This window comes from Streptomyces sp. NPDC018263 (genome assembly GCF_055562575.1).
Genome location: NZ_JBVHFA010000001.1, coordinates 108,182 through 130,452, shown reverse-complemented (window position 1 = coordinate 130,452; position 22,271 = coordinate 108,182). Strand labels below are relative to the sequence as shown.

The following is a 22,271-nucleotide window of genomic DNA, read 5'->3' as shown; positions in this document are numbered from 1 at the left end:
ACGCGGCCCCGCGGCCGGTGCCGCCACCGGCCTGCCGTCCCACCGGAACGGTGTCCTGAGCCCTCGGAAATCCGGAATTAATCCACCCCCGTTTCCGCACCGCATAACCGCCGTCCGCGCCACCGGCCGAACGCCGGACGCGCGGACCGGTTAACCTGGGACGTCAGTACGCCGGTTCTCAGTGAGAGGCGCCAGAATCCCGTGCGCATCGCCAGGTTCTCCATCGACGGGAACGTAGCCTTCGGCGCGGTCGAGGGCGACAAGCAGGACGAGCTCGTCCTCGACATCATCAAGGGCATCCCCTTCGCCGACCACGAGCTGTCCGGCACCAAGGTGCCCCTCAGCAAGGTCCGGCTGCTCCCGCCGGTGCTCCCCAACAAGGTCGTGGCCTTCGGCCGCAACTACGCTGAGCACGCCAGGGAACTGGGCAGCGAGGTGCCCGACGTCCCGTTCGCCTTCTTCAAGCCCTCCACCTCGGTGATCGGCCCCGGCGACGACATCCAGTACCCCTCCTTCACCAAGGAACTGCACTACGAGGCCGAGCTGGCCGTGGTCATCGGCCGCATGTGCCGTGAGGTCCCGCGCGAGCGCGTCAAGGACGTCATCTTCGGCTACACCTGCGCCAACGACGTGACCGCCCGCGACGTGCAGCGCGCCGAAAAGCAGTGGGCCCGCGCCAAGGGCTTCGACTCCTCCTGCCCGCTCGGCCCCTGGGTGGAGACGGACATCGACCTCGCCCGCGCGAACGACCTCACCGTCCAGCTCACCCTCAACGGCGAGCAGCGCCAGCTCGGGCGCACCAGCGAGATGGTCCACCCCATCGAGGACCTGATCGTCAACATCTCCGAGGCCATGACGCTGCTCCCCGGCGACGTGATCCTCACCGGCACCCCCGCGGGTGTCGGCTCCATGAGCGTCGGCGACGAGGTCGCCGTCACCATCGAAGGCATCGGCACTCTCACCAACAAGGTTGTCAAGCGTGGCTAGCGCACCTGTACGCGTCCGTTTCTGTCCCTCGCCCACCGGTAACCCCCACGTGGGCCTGGTGCGCACCGCCCTGTTCAACTGGGCGTTCGCCCGCCACCACGAGGGCACCCTGGTCTTCCGGATCGAGGACACCGACGCGGCCCGCGACTCCGAGGAGTCCTACAGCCAGCTCCTGGACTCCATGCGCTGGCTCGGCTTCGACTGGGACGAGGGCCCCGAGGTCGGCGGCCCGCACGCGCCGTACCGCCAGTCGCAGCGCATGGACATCTACAAGGACGTCGCGAGCAAGCTCCTGGACGGCGGCTACGCCTACCACTGCTACTGCTCCCAGGACGAGCTGGACACCCGCCGCGAGGCCGCCCGCGCCGCCGGCAAGCCCTCCGGCTACGACGGCCACTGCCGCGAGCTGAGCGACGCGCAGGTTGAGGAGTTCCGGGCGCAGGGCCGCGAGCCGATCGTCCGCTTCCGGATGCCGGACGAGGCGATCACCTTCGACGACCTGGTGCGCGGCGAGATCACCTACCTCCCGGAGAACGTGCCGGACTACGGCATCGTGCGCGCCAACGGCGCCCCGCTGTACACGCTGGTGAACCCGGTCGACGACGCGCTGATGGACATCACCCACGTCCTGCGCGGCGAGGACCTGCTCTCCTCCACCCCGCGCCAGATCGCCCTGTACAAGGCGCTGATGGAGCTGGGCATCGCGCAGCAGATCCCGGCCTTCGGCCACCTGCCGTACGTGATGGGCGAGGGCAACAAGAAGCTCTCCAAGCGTGACCCGCAGTCCTCGCTCAACCTCTACCGCGAGCGCGGCTTCCTGCCCGAGGGCCTGCTCAACTACCTGTCCCTGCTGGGCTGGTCGCTCTCGGCGGACCAGGACATCTTCTCGATCGCGGAGATGGTGGCCGCCTTCGAGATCTCGGACGTGAACCCCAACCCGGCGCGCTTCGACCTGAAGAAGTGCGAGGCGATCAACGCCGACCACATCCGGCTGCTCGATGTGAAGGACTTCACCGAGCGCTGCGAGCCGTGGCTGAAGGCCCCGTTCGCCCCGTGGGCGCCGGAGGACTTCGACGAGGCCAAGTGGCAGGCGATCGCCCCGCACGCCCAGACCCGGCTCAAGGTGCTCTCCGAGATCACCGACAACGTCGACTTCCTCTTCCTGCCCGAGCCCGCCTTCGACGAGGCTGCGTGGACCAAGGCCATGAAGGAAGGCTCGGACGCGCTCCTGCGCACCGCCCGGGAGAAGCTGGAGTCCGCCGACTGGACCTCGGCCGAATCCCTCAAGGAGGCCGTGCTGGCCGCCGGCGAGGCCCACGGCCTCAAGCTCGGCAAGGCCCAGGCCCCGGTCCGCGTGGCCGTGACCGGCCGCACCGTCGGCCTCCCCCTGTTCGAGTCCCTGGAGGTACTCGGCAAGGAGAAGACGCTGACCCGCATCGACGCGGCGCTGGAGCGGCTCGCGGCGTAACGAACGCCACACCGTCAGGGGCGGCATCCGGCCACCGGATGCCGCCCCTCGGCGTTCCGGCGCGCTGCCGCTGGGGCGGGCGCCCGTTACCGTCGGCCCATGAGCATCCGAGCCGTGGTCTGGGACGTGGACGACACCCTTTTCGACTACACCACCGCCGACCGTGAGGGCATGCGGGCGCACCTCCTGGCGGAGGGGCTGCTCGCCCGGTTCGATACGCCGGAGCAGGCGCTCGGGGCGTGGCGGTCGGCGACCGAGGCGCACTGGGCCCGGCACGCGGCGGGGGAGGCCACGTTCGAGGGGCAGCGGCTGGACCGGGTGCGGGCGTTCCTGGGCGCGGAACTGAGCGACGCCGAAGCTGAGGAATGGTTTCTGCGCTACGTCGGCCACTACCAGGCGGCCTGGAAGGTCTTCCCGGACGTGCTGCCCGCCCTGGACGCCCTGCCGGAGTACCGGCACGCGGTGCTGTCCAACTCCAGCCTGACCGTCCAGGAGCACAAGCTGCGCACGCTGGGCCTGCGGGACCGGTTCGAGTCGGTGCTGTGCGCCGTCGAGCTGGGGGTGTCCAAGCCGGCCGCCGGGGCCTTCCTGGCCGCCTGCGAGGGGCTGGGGCTGCCCCCGCACGAGGTGGCGTACGTCGGGGACCATCCGGAGATCGACGGGCGGGGCGCGGCGGAGGCCGGGATGATGTCCGTGTGGATCGACCGGGGCCACCCCCACGCGCGGGCGGCCGGGACGGTCCTGGCACACCGGATCACCAGCCTCGCCGAACTCCCGGCCCTGGTCCGCGCGGATACCCGTTTTGGAGCCCCGTCCACCTTCGGGTAATGTTCTTCCTGCGCCGAGGGGAACGGGCCGAAAGGCCGAGCCCCAGGCGCATCTGCTAGAACAAGATCCCCACTCGGGGCTTGCGTTCCAGTGGCCTATGGTGTAATTGGCAGCACGACTGATTCTGGTTCAGTTAGTCTTGGTTCGAGTCCAGGTAGGCCAGCTCGCAGAGCTCATCTGCAACCGCGGATCGTATCCGCGAGCCCCCGTTGTGTAGCGGCCTAGCACGCTGCCCTCTCAAGGCAGTAGCGCCGGTTCGAATCCGGTCGGGGGTACTGGTTCCGATCTTTCGGAATCGCTAGGGCCCCCGTTGTGTAGCGGCCTAGCACGCCGCCCTCTCAAGGCGGTAGCGCCGGTTCGAATCCGGTCGGGGGTACTGACTGGTCTAAACCATCATTGGTCTATGGTGTAATTGGCAGCACGACTGATTCTGGTTCAGTTAGTCTTGGTTCGAGTCCAGGTAGACCAGCTCGGACCTGCGGAAACGCAGTGTCCAGGCCCCCGTTGTGTAGCGGCCTAGCACGCCGCCCTCTCAAGGCGGTAGCGCCGGTTCGAATCCGGTCGGGGGTACAGAAGGAAGGCTCCTCGCGCAAGCGAGGGGCCTTCGCTGTTTTCCGGGCCCGGACGCAACAGCCGTACGCCGGGGCCCCGTTGAGCCAAGCGGTCGGGCGGGAGCGGGCCGCGGCGTCGGGGCCCGCTCCCGCCCGAGGTGGAAGCGTGGAGCAAGAGGTGAAGCGAGACGGGGAGCAAGAGGGGAAGCGCTCAGCCGGAGCGGCGCAGCGCCTCGGACAGCCGGCCCGCCGCGTCGATCACCGCCTGGGCGTGCATCCGGCCAGGATGCCTGGTCAGCCGCTCGATCGGTCCGGAGACCGAGACGGCGGCCACCACGCGGTTGGACGGCCCGCGCACCGGCGCCGAGACCGAGGCCACGCCCGGCTCCCGCTCACCGATCGACTGCGCCCAGCCCCGCCGGCGCACCCCGGACAGCGCCGTCGCCGTGAAGCGCGCCCCCTGCAGGCCCCGGTGCAGCCGCTCGGGCTCCTCCCAGGCCATGAGGATCTGCGCCGAGGAGCCCGCCTTCATGGTGAGCGTCGAGCCCACCGGCACCGTGTCCCGCAGTCCGGACAGCCGCTCCGCGGCCGCCACACAGATCCGCATGTCGCCCTGGCGCCGGTAGAGCTGCGCGCTCTCGCCCGTCACGTCCCGCAGGTGCGTGAGCACCGGGCCGGCCGTCGCCAGCAGCCGGTCCTCGCCGGCCGCCGCGGCCAGCTCCGAGAGGCGGGGGCCGAGGATGAACCGGCCCTGCATGTCCCGCGCCACCAGCCGGTGGTGCTCCAGAGCCACGGCCAGCCGGTGGGCCGTGGGTCGTGCCAGTCCGGTGGCCCCGACCAGACCCGCGAGGGTGGCCGGACCGGACTCCAGAGCGCTCAGGACAAGGGCCGCCTTGTCCAGAACGCCGACGCCGCTACTGTTGTCCATGCAACGATACTCCCGTCTCACTCTGTGAAACGCAAGTTCAATTTTCCGCGGAACGCGCCACTCTTGAAGCACACGGCGGCCCGCGTACGGCGGGCGCGGTGCCGGACGCCCGTACGCACCGAGATCACGGCGCGGGCGTCGCTTCCTCAGGTTCTCTAGATGTGTCGGCGGAACCGTGGCCGGCCGGAGGGAAAGCGATGGGTAGGACACTCGCGGAGAAGGTCTGGGACGACCATGTCGTCCGGCGCGCCGAGGGCGAGCCCGACCTCCTCTACATCGATCTGCACCTGCTGCACGAGGTGACCAGCCCGCAGGCGTTCGACGGTCTCCGCAAGAGCGAGCGCAGGGTCCGCCGGCTGGATCTGACCATCGCCACCGAGGACCACAACACCCCGACCCTCGACATCGACAAGCCGATCGCGGACCCGGTCTCCCGCGCCCAGTTGGAGACGCTGCGCAGGAACTGCGCGGAGTTCGGGGTGCGGCTGCACCCGCTGGGCGACGTCGAGCAGGGCGTGGTGCACGTGGTGGGCCCGCAGCTCGGGCTGACCCAGCCCGGTACGACCGTGGTGTGCGGTGACTCCCACACCTCCACGCACGGAGCGTTCGGCGCGCTGGCGTTCGGTATCGGCACCTCCCAGGTCGAGCACGTACTGGCGACGCAGACGCTGCCGATGGCCCGCCCGAAGACGATGGCGATCACCGTGGAGGGCGAACTGCCCGAGGGTGTCACCGCCAAGGACCTGATCCTGGCGATCATCGCCCGGATCGGCACCGGCGGCGGCCAGGGCTATGTCCTGGAGTACCGGGGTCCGGCCATCGAGAAGCTGTCGATGGAGGCGCGGATGACCATCTGCAACATGTCCATCGAGGCCGGTGCCCGCGCGGGCATGATCGCCCCCGACGAGACGACCTTCGCCTACCTGAAGGGCCGCCCGCACGCCCCGGAGGGCGCCGACTGGGACGCGGCCGTCGAGTACTGGAGGACGCTGCGCACCGACGACGACGCGGTCTTCGACGCCGAGGTCGTCATCGACGCCGCCGGACTGTCCCCGTTCGTCACCTGGGGCACCAACCCCGGCCAGGGAGCGCCGCTTTCGGCGTCCGTCCCCGACCCGGCCTCGTACGAAGACGCTTCGGAGCGGTACGCCGCCGAAAAGGCCCTGGAGTACATGGGGTTGACCGCCGGGCAGCCGCTGCGGGACATCTCCGTGGACACCGTCTTCGTAGGCTCGTGCACCAACGGCCGCATCGAGGACCTGCGCTCGGTCGCCGAGATCCTCCGGGACCGCAAAGTCGCCGACGGCGTACGGATGCTGGTCGTCCCCGGCTCCGCGCGGGTCGGTCTGCAGGCCGTCTCCGAGGGGCTGGACGTGGTCTTCAAGGAGGCCGGCGCCGAATGGCGGTACGCGGGCTGCTCGATGTGCCTGGGCATGAACCCCGACCAGCTCGCGCCCGGCGAGCGCTCCGCGTCCACCTCCAACCGCAACTTCGAGGGCAGGCAGGGCAAGGGCGGCCGCACCCACCTGGTCTCGCCGCAGGTCGCCGCCGCCACCGCCGTCCTGGGCCACCTCGGCTCGCCCGCCGACCTGTCCGACACCCCCGTGCCCGCTGGAGTGCGATAACGATGGAAGCCTTCACCACCCACACCGGCCGGGCCGTGCCGCTGCGCCGCAGCAACGTCGACACCGACCAGATCATCCCCGCCCACTGGCTCAAGAAGGTCACCCGCGACGGCTTCGAGGACGGCCTGTTCGAGGCGTGGCGCAAGGACGACACCTTCGTCCTCAACCGGCCCGAGCGGCAGGGCGCCACGGTCCTGGTCGCCGGCCCCGACTTCGGCACCGGCTCCTCCCGCGAGCACGCCGTGTGGGCGCTGCAGAACTACGGCTTCAAGGCCGTGATCTCCGCCCGTTTCGCCGACATCTTCCGCGGCAACTCGCTGAAGAACGGCCTGCTCACCGTCGTCCTGGAGCAGAAGGTCGTCGACGCGCTCTGGGAGCTGACCGAACGCGACCCCGAAGCCGCGATCACCGTCGACCTCGAAGCCCGCGAAGTCCGCGCCGAGGGCGTCACCGCCCCCTTCGAGCTGGACGAGAACTCCCGCTGGCGGCTGCTGAACGGCCTGGACGACATCTCCCTGACCCTGCGCGACGAAGACGACATCTCCGCCTACGAGAACGCCCGCCCCGCGCACAAGCCCCGCACGCTGACGAGCTGAGCAACCGCTCGCACGCATAAGGTTTCGGCCACCTCGACGGCCGCCGCGTACCCCCGATCGCCACGATTGGGGGTACGCGCATGTCCGGGTCCGGACGCCTCCGGACGCTCCTGGTGGACATCCCAACTCCCCTTTGCCGCAACGAAGTTGCAGGTCCCGGCGCCCTCCGTCGGCACCCCGTCCCCGCGCCCCGAAACGGCGCGCGGAGGCGGCAGTTGCCCCCTGCGCAGGCGACAACTCGCCCCAGATGGCACAATCTGTGCATGGAACACGACGGCCAACTCCAGCTCTATGCGGCAGTCGCGGACCAACTCAAACAAGCGCACGCAACCGTGCGCACACTGCAAGTCCCGGAGGGCGTACGGATGGCGCTGACCCGGAAGCTGCTGGTCATTACGGCCGCGGCCAAACACGATCTCGCCGGCGCGGCAACGCGTCTCGAACGATTCACCGCGGACCTCGAAGCGGGCCGGATGCCCGAAGAGGACCGCTGAATCCGTCCGGGACCGCCGAATCCGATGCGGCACAAGGGTGAGAAGCCCGTTTCGTGTTTGATTTGCGGTATATATCTGCCTAACGTGCGAAAAAGCTTGAACACTTTCGTTCTGGCGATGTCTCCGAAGGGGAAGACGTGAACAAGGCGCAGCTCGTAGAAGCGATTGCCGACAAGATGGGTGGCCGCCAGCAGGCCGCCGATGCTGTCGACGCGGTCCTGGACGCCATCGTCCGCGCCGTCGTCGCGGGGGACCGGGTCTCGGTCACCGGCTTCGGGTCCTTCGAGAAGGTGGACCGCCCCGCCCGCTACGCCCGTAACCCCCAGACGGGCGAGCGTGTTCGGGTCAAGAAGACCTCGGTCCCGCGCTTCCGCGCCGGCCAGGGCTTCAAGGACCTGGTGAGCGGTTCGAAGAAGCTTCCCCGTGGTGGCGAGGTCTCCGTGAAGAAGGCGCCCAAGGGCAGCCTGACCGGCGGCGCTTCCGCGACCGTCAAGAAGGCCGCGGCCAAGAAGGCCACCAAGGCCGCCGCGAAGAAGACCACCGCCAAGAAGGCGACGCCGGCCAAGAAGACGACGGCGGCCGCCACCAAGGCCGCCGCGAAGAAGGCCCCGGCCAAGAAGGCCACCGGCACCACCGCGGCCGCCAAGAAGACCACCGCGAAGAAGGCTCCCGCGAAGAAGGTCACCGCCAAGAAGGCGCCCGCCAAGAAGTCGACGGCACGCAAGACCACCGCCAAGAAGACCACCGCCCGCTAGAGGCACGGCCTTCCACGGCACTCGGTCCACCAGGGCTTACACGCGCCGGGCCGGACTCCCCCGAGGAGTCCGGCCCGCGGTGCGTTCCCGCGACCGCTCAAGGGCCGTTCAGTGCCTGTTCAGTGCCTGTTCAGAAGGTCTGGAGGGTCACCAGGGTGATCCGCAGCCCCTCGCCCCGGCCCTCGGTCTCGATCCGCACCCGCTGACCGGGCCGCAGCAACCGCAGCCCGCCCGCGTCGAAAGCGGCCGCGTCGAAGGGCACCGGGGTGCCGTCGTCGAGGAGCACCTGTCCGCTGCGGCTCTCGGGGTCGTAGGTGTAAGCGGTGGCCTGCATGTCCGCAGCCTACTGCCCGGCGAACGGGACCGGCGCGGACCACGAGGCGCTCACCGCCGCCGTGTACGGGCCCACGCCGAGCGCCAGCGCCACCCGCAGGTCGTCGCCCGTGTCCACGTCCTGCCGTACCGATTCCACGCTGCCCGGCGCCAGTTCCGCGGCGCCCGAGGCGCGGTGCCGGGCGCGCGAGGCGCCGCCGAAGGCCGGGGCCAGCTCCTGGCCGGGCGCCGCCGCGAGCAGGGTCGTGCCCCGGGCGGCCGCGTCCGCCAGGAAGGCGCGCGGGAATTCGGCGGCCGCCGTGAGCACCCGCGCCAGTTCCGCCGGGCGCAGGGCGGGCAGATCGGCGTTGAGCGCGGCGACGGCCGCCTCCGGGCGTACCGCGCGCACCGCCGAGGCGCCGTACGCCAGCGCGGCGTTCAGGCCGCCGCCCGGCTCGTCCCGCACGATCCGGGCGCCCAGCGCGGCCAGCGCCCGTCCCGCCAGCGGGTCGTCCGTGACGACCGCCACATCCGCGACCTCGGGACACTCCAGTACGGCGGTCACCGTGTCCTGCGCGAACGCCAGCACCAGCCCCGGCCGCGCCCCTTCGGCGACGGCGTCCGCGAGCCTGCTTTTCGCCCGCGCCAAGGGCTTCAGGGGGATGACCAAGCTCCACTGCACCGGCGTACCGTCCCTCTCTGTCCGTGCTCATTGTCACCCGCTCCCACCAGGCGGCCCGAGCCGCCCCGAGGTGTGGGGGAATGCTGTGAAGGCCAGTCCGGGGGCGGTCGCCGCGGACATGCGGGCGTACGGTGTTCTCGACAGACCGGCGGCCCGGAGTCACACTTGTGCGGCCCCCGGCCGAGGTGAAGGCCCTCAGAGGCCATGGAGGAAGGTGTCCGCGTGTCCCGCCGCAGAATCGGCTTCTGGTACCGCTTCGCCGCGGTGATCTGCAAACCGCCGCTGGCGGTTCTGATCAAGCGGGACTGGCGAGGAATGGAGCACATTCCGGCCGACGGCGGATTTATCACCGCGGTGAACCACAATTCCCACGTGGACCCCTTCGCGTACGCGCACTATCAGTACAACACCGGACGGGTTCCGCGATTCCTGGCGAAGAGCGGCCTTTTCAAGAAGGGATTCGTCGGCGCCGCGATGCGCGGTACCGGACAGATCCCCGTCTACCGCGAGAGCACCGACGCGCTGAGCGCATTCCGCGCCGCGATCGAGGCGGTGGAGAAGGGGGAGTGCGTCGCCTTCTACCCCGAAGGCACCCTGACCCGCGACCCCGACGGCTGGCCCATGACCGCCAAGACCGGCGCCGCCCGCGTGGCCCTGCAGACCAAGTGCCCGGTCGTGCCGGTCGCCCAGTGGGGCGTCAACGAACTCCTGCCCCCCTACTCGAAGAAGCCGCACCTCTTCCCGCGCAAGACCCACCACGTGCTGGCCGGCCCGCCGGTGGACCTCTCCCGGTTCTACGACCGGGAGATGACCGCCGACGTCCTGCGGGAGGCCACCGAGGTCATCATGGCGGCCGTCACCCGCCTGCTGGAGGAGATCCGGGGCGAGAAGGCACCGGCCGTGCCCTACGACCCGCGCCGGGAGCGGATCGAGCAGCGCCGCCGCACCCGCGCCCAGTCCGGCCAGGTCACCCCCTCCGGCCACGCGGTGCGGGCCGGCGAGGGCCAGGTCCAGGACACGGTGCCCGCGCCCGCCGCCGAGACCGCGCCCACCGTCACCGAAGGGGGAAGCGGCAAGTGAGCACGCCTGTCCGGGTCGCCGTCATGGGCACCGGCTCCTGGGGCACCGCGTTCGCCGTGGTCCTCGCCGACGCGGGCTGCGAGGTCACCCTCTGGGCCCGCCGCCCCGAAGTGACCGACGCGGTCAACTCCACGCGCACCAACCCCGGCTACCTGCCCGGCGTCGAACTCCCCCCCAATGTGCGGGCCACCTCCGACGCCGCCGAGGCGCTCGGGGACGCCGACTTCGTGGTCCTGGCGATCCCCTCGCAGACCTTGCGGGCCAACCTCGCGGAGTGGGCCCCGCTGCTCGCCCCGCACTCCGTGCTCGTCTCCCTGATGAAGGGCGTCGAACTCGGCTCGGCCATGCGGATGAGCGAGGTCATCGAGGACGTCGCCAAGGTTGGACCCGAGCGGATCGCCGTGGTCACCGGGCCCAACCTGGCCCGTGAGATCGCCGCCCGGATGCCCGCCGCCGCCGTGGTCGCCTGCACCGACGAGGAGGTCGCCCGGCGGCTCCAGGCGGCCTGCCACACCCCGTACTTCCGGCCGTACACCAACACCGACGTCATCGGCTGCGAACTCGGCGGCGCGGTCAAGAACGTCATCGGTCTCGCCGTCGGCATCGCGGACGGCATGGGACTCGGTGACAACGCCAAGGGCTCGCTCATCACGCGCGGCCTCGCCGAGACCACCCGGCTCGGCATGGCGCTGGGCGCCGATCCGCTGACCTTCTCCGGACTGGCCGGACTCGGGGACCTGGTGGCGACCTGCTCCTCGCCGCTGTCCCGCAACCACACCTTCGGCACCAACCTCGGCAAGGGCATGACGCTGCAGGAGACCATCGCGGTCACCCGGCAGACCGCCGAGGGCGTCAAGTCCTGCGAGTCCGTGCTGGATCTGGCCCGCAGGCACGGTGTCGACATGCCGATCACCGAGACGGTCGTCGGAATCGTCCACGACGCCAAGCCGCCCGTGGTCGCCCTCAAGGAGCTGATGTCGCGCAGCGCGAAGCCCGAACGACGCTGAGCGAAAGCGCCGGGTCGACGCTGTCCGGGGGCACTACCAACGGGTACTCTCAACGCGATATGAGCACCGAGAACCTCCCCCAGAGCCCTGAAGCGCAGCCCCGCAAGCCGCGCGTGGCCGTCGTGTTCGGCGGCCGCTCCTCCGAACACGGGATCTCCACCGTCACCGCGGGTGCCGTGCTGGGCGCCATCGACCGGACCAAGTACGACGTCCTGCCGATCGGCATCACGCGGGACGGCCGCTGGGTGCTGACGGCCGACGAGCCGCAGCGGATGGCCATCACGGACCGCCGCACCCCGGAGGTCCTGGACGTGGCGGAGTCCACCGAGGGCGGAGTGGTGCTCCCGGTCGACCCGGCCAACCGCGAGGTCGTCTACAGCGAGCCCGGCGCGGTGCCCAAGGCGCTCGGCGAGGTCGACGTGGTCTTCCCGGTGCTGCACGGCCCCTTCGGGGAGGACGGCACCCTCCAAGGTCTGCTGGAACTGTCCGGTGTGCCCTACGTCGGCTCGGGCGTGCTCGCCTCGGCCGTCGGCCAGGACAAGGACTACATGAAGCGGGTGTTCACCTCCTTCGGGCTCAAGGTCGGCCCGTACGTGGTGATCCGGCCCCGTGAGTGGCAGCGGGACGAGTCCGCCGCCCGCAGGCGGATCGTGGACTTCGCCGGTGAGCACGGCTGGCCGCTGTTCGTGAAGCCCGCCCGCGCCGGCTCCTCCATCGGCATCACCAAGGTCGACGACCTCTCCGGTCTGGACGAGGCTATCGCCGAGGCCCAGCGCCACGACCCGAAGATCATCGTGGAGGCCGCGCTGACCGGCCGCGAGATCGAGTGCGGCGTCCTGGAGTTCGAGGACGGCCCGCGCGCCTCGGTCCCGGCCGAGATCCCGCCGCCGAGCGCGCACGCGTACTACGACTTCGACGCCAAGTACATCGACTCCACGCCCGGTGTCGTCCCGGCCCCGCTCACCGACGAGCAGACCGCCGAGCTTCAGCGGCTCGCGATCGAGGCGTTCGAGGCGGCGTCCTGCGAGGGTCTGGTCCGCGCGGACTTCTTCCTCACCGAGGACGGCGAGTTCGTCATCAACGAGATCAACACCCTGCCCGGCTTCACCCCCATCTCGATGTACCCCAAGATGTGGGAGGCGTCCGGCATCGGCTACGCGGAGCTGGTGGACCGCCTGATCCAGGCGGCGCTGCGCCGCCCGACCGGGCTGCGCTAGACCCTTAACCGATCAGCGCATGGAGGCGATCCCCTCGGGGATCGCCTTCTTCACGGCCGGGGCCAGGTCGACCAGGACGGCCGTGGAGTCGTCCGGGCCGGACAGCTCCTCGGGCAGCGTGACCTCCACGTAGGCGCGGCGGTTGGCGGTCGTGAAGCGTGTGGAACCGTCGTCCCGCTTCTCCATCAGCCAGTCCACGCCGTCCACCCCGCCGGCCAGCGCGCCGGGATCGTGGCCCTGGGCGACCTTCGGGTCGGTCATCTTCGGCGGCCGGACCACCCCGCAGCGCAGTATGATCGCCGGGCCCGACCAGCCCGCCGTATAGGCGGAAGCGGGCCGTGGGTCGTCGCGGTGCCGGCCGTCCACCTTCCCGGGCAGCGCCTCGTCCAGATGCCGGCACAGGGGGGCGGTGCGGGCGTCGGGGCGGGGAGCCGCGACCGTGGTGCCGTCGTCCGCCGTGGAACAGCCCGCGACCGCGATCAGCAGCGCGGGCGCGAGCAGGCCGAGGGGCCGGTGACGGAAGAAGTTCACCGGCCAAGCGTAGACGGGGGCTACAGATGCACGACCGGGCAGGTCAGGGTGCGTGTGATGCCGTCCACTTGCTGGACCTTGGCGACCACCATGCGACCCAGCTCGTCGACGGTGTCGGACTGGGCGCGGACGATGACGTCATAGGGTCCCGTCACGTCCTCGGCCTGGATCACTCCAGGAATCCTGCCGATCGTCTCGGCGACGGTCGACGCCTTGCCGACCTCGGTCTGGATCAGGATGTACGCCTGTACCACGGAACCTCCAGGGCGGCCACGAGGATCATGTGGGGAAGAGGAACGCCACGGTATCGCGTCGCCGCTCTCCGAGGGGAGACCCTGAGGAACGGGGCACGCGCGCCGGGGTGCGGGCACCACGGAAGTTGACGGTCACCTCGACCGTATCGGGGACACTGATGACGCGCGACCGGGCACGGGACAGGTACAGAAGGGGCTTGAGGCCATGAAGGGCACAGTGGGTGAGCTTGGTGAGTTCGGGCTCATCCGGGAGCTGACCTCCCGTCTCACCACCACCCCGGCGGTCCGGGTCGGCCCCGGTGACGACGCCGCCGTGGTCGCCGCCCCGGACCGCCGGGTGGTGGCGAGCACCGACATCCTGCTGGAGGGCCGGCACTTCCGCCGCGACTGGTCCACGGCGTATGACGTGGGCCGCAAGGCCGCCGCCCAGAACCTCGCCGACATCGCCGCGATGGGCGCCGTGCCCACCGCGCTGCTGCTCGGCCTGGTCGTCCCCGCCGAACTCCCGGTGACCTGGCCGACCGAGATGATGGACGGCCTGCGCGACGAGTGCCAGGTGGCGGGCGCCTCCGTGGTCGGCGGCGATGTCGTGCGCGGCGACACGATCATGGTGTCGATCACCGCGCTCGGCGATCTGCGCAACCAGGAGCCGGTGACCCGCTCCGGCGCGCAGCCCGGCGACCTGGTGGCCGTCACCGGCTGGCTGGGCTGGTCCGCCGCCGGGTACGCGGTGCTCTCGCGGGGCTTCCGCTCGCCGCGCGCCTTCGTGGAGGCCCACCGGCGCCCCGAGCCGCCCTACCACGCCGGCCCGGCGGCCGCCGCGCTCGGCGCGACCGCGATGTGCGACGTCAGCGACGGACTGATCGCGGACCTCGGGCACATCGCGGACGCCAGCAAGGTACGGATCGACATCCGCTCCGGCGCGATCGACATCCCCACCCAGATGAACGACATCGGCCAGGCGGTCGGGGTGGACCCGCTGCAGTGGGTGCTCACCGGGGGAGAGGATCACGCGATCGTGGCCACCTTCCCGCCCGACACCAAGCTCCCGGCCCGCTGGAAGGTGATCGGCGAGGTGCTCAACCCCTCGGCGCTGCCCCAGGTGACCGTGGACGGGGCGCCCTGGACCGCCACCGGCGGCTGGGACCACTTCGGGGACCCGGAGTGAGGCCCGCCGGACAGGCGCCGCCGCGCGTCCTCACCGTGGCCGGCTCGGACTCCGGCGGCGGGGCGGGCATCCAGGCCGACCTGAAGACGATGCTGGCGCTGGGCGTGCACGGGATGAGCGTGATCACCGCCGTGACCGCGCAGAACTCCCTCGGCGTGCAGGGCGCCTGGGAGCTGCCGGTGGAGGCGGTACAAGCGCAGTACCGCAGTGTGGTGGACGACATCGGCGTCCAGGCCGTGAAGACCGGGATGCTGGCCTCGGCGGAACTGGTCGAGGCGGTGGCGGAGTTGATCTCCGGCACGGACGCGCCCGCCGTGGTCGACCCGGTGGGCGTCTCCAAGCACGGCGATCCGCTGCTCGCCGCCTCCGCGGTGGACTCGGTACGCACCCGGCTGCTCCCGGTGGCGACCGTGGCCACCCCGAACCTGGACGAAGTGGCCCAACTCACAGGGTTCCGGGTCGCTTCGGAGGCCGATCTGCGCCCGGCGGCGGAGGCCGTACTGGCCTACGGACCCCAGTGGGTGCTGATCAAGGGCGGGCATCTCACCGGGGAGGCCGTGGATCTGCTCACCGACGGCGACCGGGAGTACCGGCTGCGTGCCCCGCGCCACGACAACCGGCACACCCATGGCACCGGCTGCACCCTGGCCTCGGCCATCGCCTCGCAACTGGCGAAGGGGCTGACCGTGCCGGAGGCGGTGACGGCGGCCAAGGAGTACGTCACCGGGGCGATCGCCCACGGGTTCGCCCTGGGCGGCGGGATCGGCCCCGTGGACCACGGCTGGCGCTTCTGAGCCTTACGAAGGCAAAGCGAAGAGCCGGTCCACCCGAAGGTGGACCGGCTCTTCACAGCAACCGACTATGGCCGCGCGCGATGGGGGCACCCCCTGCTCGGTTAGAGCTTGGGGGATGTGCGTCAGCGCGAGACCTTGCCGGCCTTGATGCACGAGGTGCAAGCGTTCACGCGCTTCGGCGTCCCGCCGACCACGGTACGGACGCGCTGGATGTTCGGGTTCCAGCGACGGGGCGTACGGCGGTGCGAGTGCGAGATGTTGTTGCCGAAGCCCGGCCCCTTGCCGCAGACGTCGCAGTTGGCAGCCACGGGTCACTCCAAAGACTTCAGATGCTCTTACGGTTGATCCCGGCATGCCGGGATCGAGATCAGGAGAACCTGAGATCTTGAGTGGCGCTGCCAGGGGGAATGGCCCGATCGGGATCGGGCAACCGGAGCAGCATACAACGACTGCTTCCGTACAACGAAACTACCATGGTGGCCAGGCACCCCGTGCCCGGCCCTCCCGCGATGGACGCCGTCCCACGGTCTACGCTGCGTCCCACGTCCAGCCACAGGGAGGCGCAGGTGGCGCAGGTGCCGCAGACATTCCTCGATGCTCTCGCGGTGCGCACCTGGTGCGGTCTGGCGCTGCGCTCGCTGGGGCGGGCGCGCGAGGAGATCGACGCGATCAACGTCTATCCCGTCGCCGACGGGGACACCGGCACCAACCTGTATCTGACCCTGGAGTCCGCGACGGCGGCCGTCGAGGCGGTGTTCGCCGGGTACGAGCAGGGCGGTCCCTCCCTCGCGGACGCGCTGCGCGCGATGGCCCACGGCGCCCTGATCGGGGCCCGCGGCAACTCCGGCACGATCCTCGCCCAGCTTCTGCGCGGCATGGCCCAGGTCCTCACCGTCAGTGACGTCTCTCACGTGGACGGCGTTCTTCTCCGAACGGCGCTGCGCCGGGCCGCCGACGCCGCCCGCGAGGCCGTCGCCCACCCGGTCGAGGGCACCGTGCTCACCGTCGCCTCGGCCGCCGCCGACGCGGCCGACGGAGCCGAGGGCGACTGCGGGACGGTCGTCCTGGCCGCCTACGAGGGAGCGCGGGCCGCGCTGGCCGCCACCCCCTGGCAACTGGCCGTGCTCGGCCGCGCCGGGGTCGTGGACGCGGGCGGACGCGGGCTGGTGACCGTGCTGGCTTCCCTGGTGGAGGCGGTCACGGGCGAGGCGGTGCCCGAGGAGACCTACGCCGGGTCCGCCGGGGCCGAGTCCTGCCCGGAGATCCCGGAGCACGCGGGGGAGGGCGGGCCCGCCTACGAGGTCATCTACCTGCTGGAGGCCGACGACGCGGCCGTGGCCCGGCTCCGGGAACGGCTCGACGCCCTCGGTGACTCCCTGGTCGTGGTGGGCGGCGACGGGCTGTGGAACGTCCATGTGCACGTCGACGACGCCGGGGCGGCCGTGGAGGCGGGCATCGAGGCCGGGCGGCCGCACCGGATCAGGATCACCCACTTCGCCGTCGGTGACGTCCACACCGGCGGGGAGCGGCCGCCGCGCGAACCGGCGCAGCGGGCCGTGGTCGCCGTGGTGCCCGGCGAGGGGCTGGCCGGGCTGTACGCCGAGGCGGGCGCCACCACCGTCCTGGCCCGCCCCGGCGAGCCGCCCGCCAGCGGGGAGCTGGCCCAGGCCCTGAGGCGCGCGCACGCCCGCGAGGTCGTCCTGCTGCCCAACGACGCCGAACTGCGCCACACGGCCGCCGCTGCCGCCGAGCAGGTACGCGCCGAGGGCGTCCGGGTCGCCCTGATCCCGACCCGCTCGGCGGTCCAGGGCATCGCCGCGCTCGCCGTGCACGCACCGGAGCGCCGGTTCGACGAGGACGTGGTCCAGATGACCTCGGCCGCCGGGGCCACCCGGTACGCCGAGGTCCTCGTGGCCGAGCGCCAGTCGTGGACCACGGCCGGGATCTGCCAGGCCGGGGACGTGCTCGGACTCATCGACGGCGACGTGGCCGTGATCGGCCCCGACCTCACCGGCACCGCCGAGACCGTGCTCGACCGCATGCTCCAGGCGGGCGGCGAGCTGGTCACCCTGGTCGTCGGCGACGACGCCCCCGATGAGGTCGCCGACCGCCTCGAAGCCCGCGTCCGCGAGGCCTACCTCGCCGTCGACACCGTGGTCTACCGGGGCGGCAGGCAGGGCGCCCCGCTGCTCATCGGGGTGGAGTGAGCTGAGCGGCCGGGGTCACTCCCCGTCCAGCAGTCGGGCAGCCGTCTCACGCCGGAGGCGGACCGTGTCGTCCGTGGCGTCGGCGCCCTTGTAGGCCGCGAGCACGGCACGCGCGCGTGCCTTCGCCCCGGCCGACCGGCCCAGCTCGGCCTCCAGCACGGCGGCGGCCAGTTCGGCGCCGGTGCGGCCGTGCAGACCGTCCGCGCCGAGCGCGGCGAACAGTGCGGCCGACCGCTCCAGCTCCGCCAGCGCCTCCTCGGGCTCCTGTGCCACCGTGGCCAGCAGCTCCCCGAACTGGCGGTGCGTGTGCGCGAGTTCGGTTCTCAGGCGGGCCCCCTCCAGCGGGTCGTCCACCTCGGCCAGCGCCTCCCCGCACACCTGGACCGCCCGCGCCATCAGCGCCCGCGCGCCCGGCACCCCCGCCTCCAGCCGGGGCGCCAGCCAGGCGCGGGCCCGCAGCGCGCGCACGGTGAAGTACGGGTTGCCCAGCGCCTCCCACAGTTCGCCCGCCCGGACATACGCCCCATCCGCCTCCGCCGGGAGGTCCGCCTCGGCCAGGGACTCGCCGGCCAGGTGCGCCAGCGTGGCGTGGTCCTGCTGCTCCGGCCAGTGCTCGGCGAGGCCCGCCGCCAGCAGCCGGTGCTCGGCCGCCTGCCGGTGCTCGCCCAGCTCGCTCAGGCAGTCCCCGAGCCACCAGTGGGTCTGCACCAGCGCGCCGTCCCCGTGCACCTCGGCCGACAGCTCGGCGAGCGCCGACTCCAGCACCTCGGCGGCCTCCGTCCAGCGCCCCTGGCGCAGCAGCAGCCCGCCCAGCAGATGCCGGCCCCAGGCGCCGAAGGTGCCGCTCTCGCCCGCCTCGTCCGCCCAGTGCGCCGCCTGGAGGGCGTGCCCGGCCGCCTCCTCGGTGCCGCCCCGCGCCCCGATCAGCTCGGCGAGCTGAAGATGGAGCTGGGCACGCCCGGTCGGCTCCAGATACGCCCCGCCGTGCTCCAGCGCCGACCGCAGCGCCCGCTCGGCCTCGGCCGGCTCCCCGAGGTGCTGGGACAGCGCCCCCACCCGTGCCTCGTACTCCACGGCGAACCAGGGCAGCCCCGCGCCCGTGTACTCGGCCACCGCCCGCCGGAACAGGTCGGCCGCGCGCGGCAGGTCACCGCCCAGCTCGGCCAGTTCCGCCAGCATGGCCCGCGCCTCGGCCCCGCGCGCCACCAGCCGTACGTCGTTGCCGGTACGGCCGCCGACGAACGCCAGCACCTCCCGCGCGGCCCGCTCCGCCTCCCCGGCGGGGGCGCCCTCGTGGACGCGGCGCATCTGCACCCGGGCCCGGCTGATCAGCACCCCGGCCGTCTGCCGGGGACCGGTCGCCCCCTCCGCGTACAGCGCGAGCACCTCGTCGTACAGCCCGTCGACCGTCTCCCGCGCCGCCTCCGTGTCACCGGTCAGGGCGCGTACGTACGCTCCGCGCGCGCGGGCCGCGAGGGCCTCGCCGGGGTCGCCCGCCTCCGCGTAGCGGGCGGCGGCCTCCTCGAAGAGCGGGATGCCGTCGGGGCCCTGGACCATCGCCGTGTTGTCGGCCAGCTCGGCACGCGCGCGTGCGTCGAGTCCGGCGCCGTCGGCGGCCCGCGCGAGGGCCGCCCATGCTTGCGGGGCGTCCGGCCGCAGGGTCTCCGAGAGCCGTCGGGCCCGCGCCAGCAGCTCGGGCACCCCCGGCTCCTCCTCCGCGACCTCCTCGACCTCCTCGACCACGGGAGACGGCGCCGGGGCCGTCCGGACGCCCAGGGGCAGGCGGTCCACCAGCGGCTCGGCCTCCATGGTGGCGCGGGTCAGGTCGCCGATGTGCGAGCTGCCGTTACGGGCGTCGAACCGCGCCGCCAGTTCCAGCGCCTCCGCGCGGGCGTGCGCGGCCAGCTCCCGCGCGGTCCACGTCCGCCCCGCCGGCCCCGGCACCTGCCGGCCGCCCGTCCCGAGCGCGGTCAGCCGGTCCATCAGCAGCGTCACCACGGCCAGGAACTCCAGCAGGCTGCGCGGATGCCCCGTGTCCGTGAAGTACGCGGGCCGCTCCGCCAGCAGCTCCAGAGCGCGCTCCTCGTTCCCGCTCAGCGCGCAGAACTCCACATGGGCGGCGAACGCGTCCCGCATGCTCTCCATCGGCCGCACCAGCCGGATGCCCCGCAGATGATGTGCGCGCGCCTCCTCCACCCGGCCCAGCCGCAGCAGCGGCACCAGCGACCGGGCCAGCACCCCGTGCGGCTCGTGCGCACAGGCGAACTCGCCCTCCAGCACCGGCGCCCACAGCTCCAGCGCCTCCGCGTCCCGGCCCGACCGCGCCTGCCAGCCGCCCTGCCCGCGAAGTTCACAGGCGTGGCAGTCGGCCATGTCGTCCCGGTCGGCGGCCAGCCACGCGCCGAACGCCCGCTCGGCCCGCGCCCGGTCGCCGATGTGCGAGGCCACGCCGAACTCGGCCGCGCGCACTGCCCGTTCGGAGTACCCGGCGACCCGGTAGCGGCGCTCCATCTCGCCGAGCCAGTTCTCCACCGACGCCAGCGGGATGTGCGGCTGGCCCAGCATGCCCGCCGTCATCCACTTGAACGTCCAGTGCAGCGCGTGCGCCTCGTACGCGTCGAAGTCCTCCGGACGCTCGTCCCACATCCGCAGCAGCCGCGCGAACGGCACGAAGACCCGGTCCTTCTCCGAGCTGTAGCTGTAGACCTTCACCTGATGGCCGAGCGCCTCGATCACCGCCAGCGGGATCTCCAGCTTCTCGGCCTCGACGAGGAGTTCCTCCGCACGCGCGTTGCGTGCCGGGCCCTCCGGCCGCTCCGCGTTCTCCGCCATCGCCTGCCGCAGCGCCTCGAAGTCCATGATCCGGCTCATCGTCCCTCGTCCTCTCCGGGCGTCGCTCGGTCCAGCAGTGCGGCGAACGCCCGGTTCACCAGGGCCGAGTCGGCCGGCCGCAGCGGGCGGTGCGCCAGCAGCAGCGCCTGCCCGTACAGGGCCTCGGCCGCCGTGCCGGTCAGCTCCGGGTCGGTCAGCGAACCGACGCGCCTCACCAGCGGGTTGAGATGGTTCAGCACCAGCCGGGCGCGCGGGGCGGTGCCGCGCAGCGAGCCCAGGATGCCCGCCCACAGGTCGTCCGCCCGCTCCTCCGCCTCCGCCCGCGCCCGCTCATGCCGCGCCGACCGGTCGTCCAGGTGCAGGGCGGGCACGGAGGCCGGGTGGAACGCCCGCAGCTCCACGTCGCAGTCCAGGGGACCGAGCCTGGCGCGCGCGGCCGCCAGAAAGCCCGACAGCGCAAGCTCGGCCGCCGGGTCCACCCTGTCCAGGTGCGCGGTCACCGTGTCCGCGTCCAGCTCCGCGACCACCGTGCCCGGCCGCACCGACGGCAGGGCCTCCAGCAGCTCGCTGTCGTAGGTGTAACCCCCGTTCACCACCCCGACGCCCTGCGCGGCGGCGATCGGCGCGACCTGCCGGAACTCCTCGACGCTCCGGGTGAAGTGCACCACCGGGTGCCGCAGGGCGAACTCCTCCAGCGACAACTCGCCGTCACTGGTCTCGAACGGCAGCCACGGCAGCATGACCCGCAGCATCTCGCCGTCGTGCCGGGCCAGCGCCCGCACCCCGAGATGGTGCACGGCCAGGAACGCCGACAGCCGCTCCGGGTCACCCGCGGCGAGCCCCGTCAGCCAGTCCCGCACCCGCTCGCCCAGCGCCTCGCGGACGGCGGCCAGCGTCTCGTCCTCGTACAGCGCCTCGCGCGACGCGGTGGGCCGCAGCGTGTCCGTGTCCAGCACACAGCGCACGAAGAACGCCCAGTCCGGCAGGAGCTGTTCGGCCCGCTCGGTGAGCAGCATGCCCTTCAGATGCACTCGGTGGGTGGCCCGCTGCGCCGGGCTCACCGCCGCGGGGAGCACGTACGCCACCCCGCGCACCCCGGCCAGCGGCACGTCCAGCGTGATCGCGTCCAGCGGGGTGAAGCCGAACAGCTCCCGGCAGTGCGTCTCCAGCGCCGCCCGCCGCTCCACCGGGCTCGGCCAGGGGCGGTCCCAGGGCGCCGGGAGGTCGGTGACCGGCTCGTCGTCCACCCGTACGTCGTACGGCAGCAGCGAGCCGAAGTCCCGTGCCAGGGTGCGCACCCGCGCGGGCGCCAGCCACTCGCCCGCACCCGCCCGCGCCACCAGGTGCACCGTCGTACCGGGCTCGGGGCGCGCCGCGTCCGGGAGGGTGCGCACGGTGTACGAGCCGTCGTCGGCGGCCGTCCACTCCACCGGCGGAGCGCCGGGCGTACGGGCGCTGCGGCTGACCACGCGGATGCGCTCGGCCACCACGAAGCAGGCCAGCAGACCGATGCCGAACCGGCCGAGGAACCCGGAGCGGGTCTCCTCCAGGCCCTCCGCCCGCTTGGAACTGCGGCCGATGGTCGCCAGCAGGCTGTGCACGTCCGCCTCGGTGAGCCCGATCCCGCTGTCCTCCACCCTCAGCCCGCCCCGCCCGTCCGGGAACAGCCGCACCCGCGCCGGGGCACCGGGCTCCTCCGCCCGCCGGGCGGTGACGGCGTCCACGGCGTTCTGGAGCAGCTCGCGCAGATAGACCTTGGGACTGGAGTAGAGGTGCTGGGAGAGCAGGTCCACCAGACCGCGCAGGTCGACCTGGAAGGTGTGCGGAGGGGTCGGCTCGGAGGCCGGGGATGACTGGGAGGTCTGGGAGTCCATCGTCACGGCGCCGGTGGGGGGAGCTTCGCGCGGCGCGGGGTCGGGCGGTCGGGTGCCGTGGGGGCGGTGACCGCGGGGGAT

At 72.2% G+C, this 22,271-nt stretch carries 21 protein-coding genes and 5 tRNA genes; 18 read left to right on the top strand and 8 right to left on the bottom strand.

Features of this window, described 5'->3' with window-relative positions; all coding sequences use genetic code 11:
• Nucleotides 1–201 precede the first annotated feature (201 nt).
• From ACZ3HQ_RS00635 to ACZ3HQ_RS00600, 8 genes are all read left to right on the top strand, one after another.
• A complete protein-coding gene (locus ACZ3HQ_RS00635) occupies nt 202–987 on the top strand; it encodes a fumarylacetoacetate hydrolase family protein (RefSeq protein WP_030808439.1) in 786 nt (261 codons plus the stop codon).
• Nucleotides 971–2,455, top strand: a complete 1,485-nt coding sequence (gene gltX / locus ACZ3HQ_RS00630) for a glutamate--tRNA ligase (protein ID WP_467506784.1) — start codon at nt 971–973, stop codon at nt 2,453–2,455. Before ACZ3HQ_RS00635 ends, gltX begins: the two co-directional genes overlap by 17 nt.
• A 99-nt stretch (nt 2,456–2,554) precedes the next feature.
• On the top strand, nt 2,555–3,283 hold the full coding sequence (locus ACZ3HQ_RS00625) for an HAD family hydrolase (RefSeq protein WP_467506782.1): 729 nt from the start codon (nt 2,555–2,557) through the stop codon (nt 3,281–3,283).
• A gap of 91 nt (nt 3,284–3,374) precedes the next feature.
• Nucleotides 3,375–3,446 (top strand) — tRNA-Gln (locus ACZ3HQ_RS00620).
• A gap of 39 nt (nt 3,447–3,485) precedes the next feature.
• Nucleotides 3,486–3,558: transfer RNA gene (locus ACZ3HQ_RS00615), tRNA-Glu, on the top strand.
• 28 nt (nt 3,559–3,586) lie between these two features.
• A tRNA-Glu gene (locus tag ACZ3HQ_RS00610) sits at nt 3,587–3,659 on the top strand.
• Between the two features lie 21 nt (nt 3,660–3,680).
• Nucleotides 3,681–3,752, top strand: a tRNA-Gln gene (locus ACZ3HQ_RS00605).
• 28 nt (nt 3,753–3,780) lie between these two features.
• Nucleotides 3,781–3,853: transfer RNA gene (locus ACZ3HQ_RS00600), tRNA-Glu, on the top strand.
• A gap of 192 nt (nt 3,854–4,045) precedes the next feature.
• Here the strand turns inward: ACZ3HQ_RS00600 and ndgR are convergent.
• Complete coding sequence (gene ndgR, locus ACZ3HQ_RS00595) at nt 4,046–4,762, bottom strand: IclR family transcriptional regulator NdgR (protein WP_135784271.1); 717 nt, start codon at nt 4,760–4,762, stop codon at nt 4,046–4,048.
• Between the two features lie 197 nt (nt 4,763–4,959).
• Here ndgR and leuC point away from each other — a divergent pair, with 197 nt between their 5' ends.
• The 4 genes from leuC to ACZ3HQ_RS00575 all read left to right on the top strand — a co-directional run bounded on the left by leuC (nt 4,960) and on the right by ACZ3HQ_RS00575 (nt 8,232).
• The gene (gene leuC, locus ACZ3HQ_RS00590; protein WP_467506781.1) at nt 4,960–6,387 is read left to right on the top strand and encodes a 3-isopropylmalate dehydratase large subunit; all 1,428 of its coding nucleotides are present in this window, start codon (nt 4,960–4,962) and stop codon (nt 6,385–6,387) included.
• Between the two features lie 2 nt (nt 6,388–6,389).
• Nucleotides 6,390–6,983, top strand: a complete 594-nt coding sequence (gene leuD, locus ACZ3HQ_RS00585; RefSeq protein WP_467506780.1) for a 3-isopropylmalate dehydratase small subunit — start codon at nt 6,390–6,392, stop codon at nt 6,981–6,983.
• A gap of 263 nt (nt 6,984–7,246) precedes the next feature.
• On the top strand, nt 7,247–7,477 hold the full coding sequence (locus tag ACZ3HQ_RS00580) for an SCO5555 family protein (RefSeq protein ID WP_030808451.1): 231 nt from the start codon (nt 7,247–7,249) through the stop codon (nt 7,475–7,477).
• A gap of 137 nt (nt 7,478–7,614) precedes the next feature.
• Nucleotides 7,615–8,232 (top strand): HU family DNA-binding protein, encoded by a 618-nt coding sequence (locus ACZ3HQ_RS00575; protein ID WP_467506778.1) that lies wholly within the window; start codon nt 7,615–7,617, stop codon nt 8,230–8,232.
• 130 nt (nt 8,233–8,362) lie between these two features.
• Here the strand turns inward: ACZ3HQ_RS00575 and ACZ3HQ_RS00570 are convergent, their stop codons facing one another.
• The gene (locus tag ACZ3HQ_RS00570) at nt 8,363–8,566 is read right to left on the bottom strand and encodes a hypothetical protein (protein ID WP_031181780.1); all 204 of its coding nucleotides are present in this window, start codon (nt 8,564–8,566) and stop codon (nt 8,363–8,365) included.
• Between the two features lie 9 nt (nt 8,567–8,575).
• On the bottom strand, nt 8,576–9,226 hold the full coding sequence (cofC, locus tag ACZ3HQ_RS00565; RefSeq protein ID WP_467506776.1) for a 2-phospho-L-lactate guanylyltransferase: 651 nt from the start codon (nt 9,224–9,226) through the stop codon (nt 8,576–8,578).
• Between the two features lie 222 nt (nt 9,227–9,448).
• Here cofC and ACZ3HQ_RS00560 point away from each other — a divergent pair, with 222 nt between their 5' ends.
• From ACZ3HQ_RS00560 to ACZ3HQ_RS00550, 3 genes are read left to right on the top strand one after another with little or no spacing between them, the layout of a single operon-like run.
• Nucleotides 9,449–10,306: a lysophospholipid acyltransferase family protein gene (locus ACZ3HQ_RS00560; RefSeq protein ID WP_467506774.1), complete on the top strand. Its 858-nt coding sequence runs from the start codon at nt 9,449–9,451 to the stop codon at nt 10,304–10,306.
• A complete protein-coding gene (locus tag ACZ3HQ_RS00555) occupies nt 10,303–11,313 on the top strand; it encodes an NAD(P)H-dependent glycerol-3-phosphate dehydrogenase (RefSeq protein ID WP_467506772.1) in 1,011 nt (336 codons plus the stop codon). The genes ACZ3HQ_RS00560 and ACZ3HQ_RS00555 overlap by 4 nt, the downstream gene beginning before the upstream one ends.
• A 59-nt stretch (nt 11,314–11,372) precedes the next feature.
• Nucleotides 11,373–12,530 (top strand): D-alanine--D-alanine ligase family protein, encoded by a 1,158-nt coding sequence (locus ACZ3HQ_RS00550; RefSeq protein ID WP_467506770.1) that lies wholly within the window; start codon nt 11,373–11,375, stop codon nt 12,528–12,530.
• A 12-nt stretch (nt 12,531–12,542) separates the two neighbouring features.
• Here ACZ3HQ_RS00550 and ACZ3HQ_RS00545 read toward each other — a convergent pair whose 3' ends face one another.
• Nucleotides 12,543–13,061: a DUF3515 domain-containing protein gene (locus ACZ3HQ_RS00545; protein ID WP_467506768.1), complete on the bottom strand. Its 519-nt coding sequence runs from the start codon at nt 13,059–13,061 to the stop codon at nt 12,543–12,545.
• A 20-nt stretch (nt 13,062–13,081) separates the two neighbouring features.
• Nucleotides 13,082–13,315, bottom strand: coding sequence for an Lrp/AsnC family transcriptional regulator (locus tag ACZ3HQ_RS00540; RefSeq protein ID WP_030808468.1), 234 nt, complete (start codon nt 13,313–13,315; stop codon nt 13,082–13,084).
• 205 nt (nt 13,316–13,520) lie between these two features.
• Here ACZ3HQ_RS00540 and ACZ3HQ_RS00535 point away from each other — a divergent pair, with 205 nt between their 5' ends.
• Both ACZ3HQ_RS00535 and thiD read left to right on the top strand, forming a co-directional pair.
• Complete coding sequence (locus tag ACZ3HQ_RS00535) at nt 13,521–14,483, top strand: thiamine-phosphate kinase (protein WP_031181787.1); 963 nt, start codon at nt 13,521–13,523, stop codon at nt 14,481–14,483.
• On the top strand, nt 14,480–15,277 hold the full coding sequence (gene thiD, locus ACZ3HQ_RS00530; RefSeq protein ID WP_467506766.1) for a bifunctional hydroxymethylpyrimidine kinase/phosphomethylpyrimidine kinase: 798 nt from the start codon (nt 14,480–14,482) through the stop codon (nt 15,275–15,277). The genes ACZ3HQ_RS00535 and thiD overlap by 4 nt, the downstream gene beginning before the upstream one ends.
• A 122-nt stretch (nt 15,278–15,399) precedes the next feature.
• Here the strand turns inward: thiD and rpmB are convergent, their stop codons facing one another.
• Complete coding sequence (gene rpmB / locus ACZ3HQ_RS00525) at nt 15,400–15,585, bottom strand: 50S ribosomal protein L28 (protein ID WP_004924906.1); 186 nt, start codon at nt 15,583–15,585, stop codon at nt 15,400–15,402.
• Nucleotides 15,586–15,843: 258 nt separating this feature from the next.
• Here rpmB and ACZ3HQ_RS00520 point away from each other — a divergent pair, with 258 nt between their 5' ends.
• Nucleotides 15,844–17,484, top strand: a complete 1,641-nt coding sequence (locus ACZ3HQ_RS00520; protein WP_467506764.1) for a DAK2 domain-containing protein — start codon at nt 15,844–15,846, stop codon at nt 17,482–17,484.
• Between the two features lie 15 nt (nt 17,485–17,499).
• Here ACZ3HQ_RS00520 and ACZ3HQ_RS00515 read toward each other — a convergent pair whose 3' ends face one another.
• Both ACZ3HQ_RS00515 and ACZ3HQ_RS00510 read right to left on the bottom strand, forming a co-directional pair.
• Nucleotides 17,500–20,355, bottom strand: a complete 2,856-nt coding sequence (locus tag ACZ3HQ_RS00515; RefSeq protein WP_467506762.1) for a tetratricopeptide repeat protein — start codon at nt 20,353–20,355, stop codon at nt 17,500–17,502.
• A complete protein-coding gene (locus ACZ3HQ_RS00510; RefSeq protein ID WP_467507942.1) occupies nt 20,352–22,190 on the bottom strand; it encodes an HSP90 family protein in 1,839 nt (612 codons plus the stop codon). The genes ACZ3HQ_RS00515 and ACZ3HQ_RS00510 overlap by 4 nt, the downstream gene beginning before the upstream one ends.
• Between the last annotated feature and the right edge of the window lie 81 nt (nt 22,191–22,271).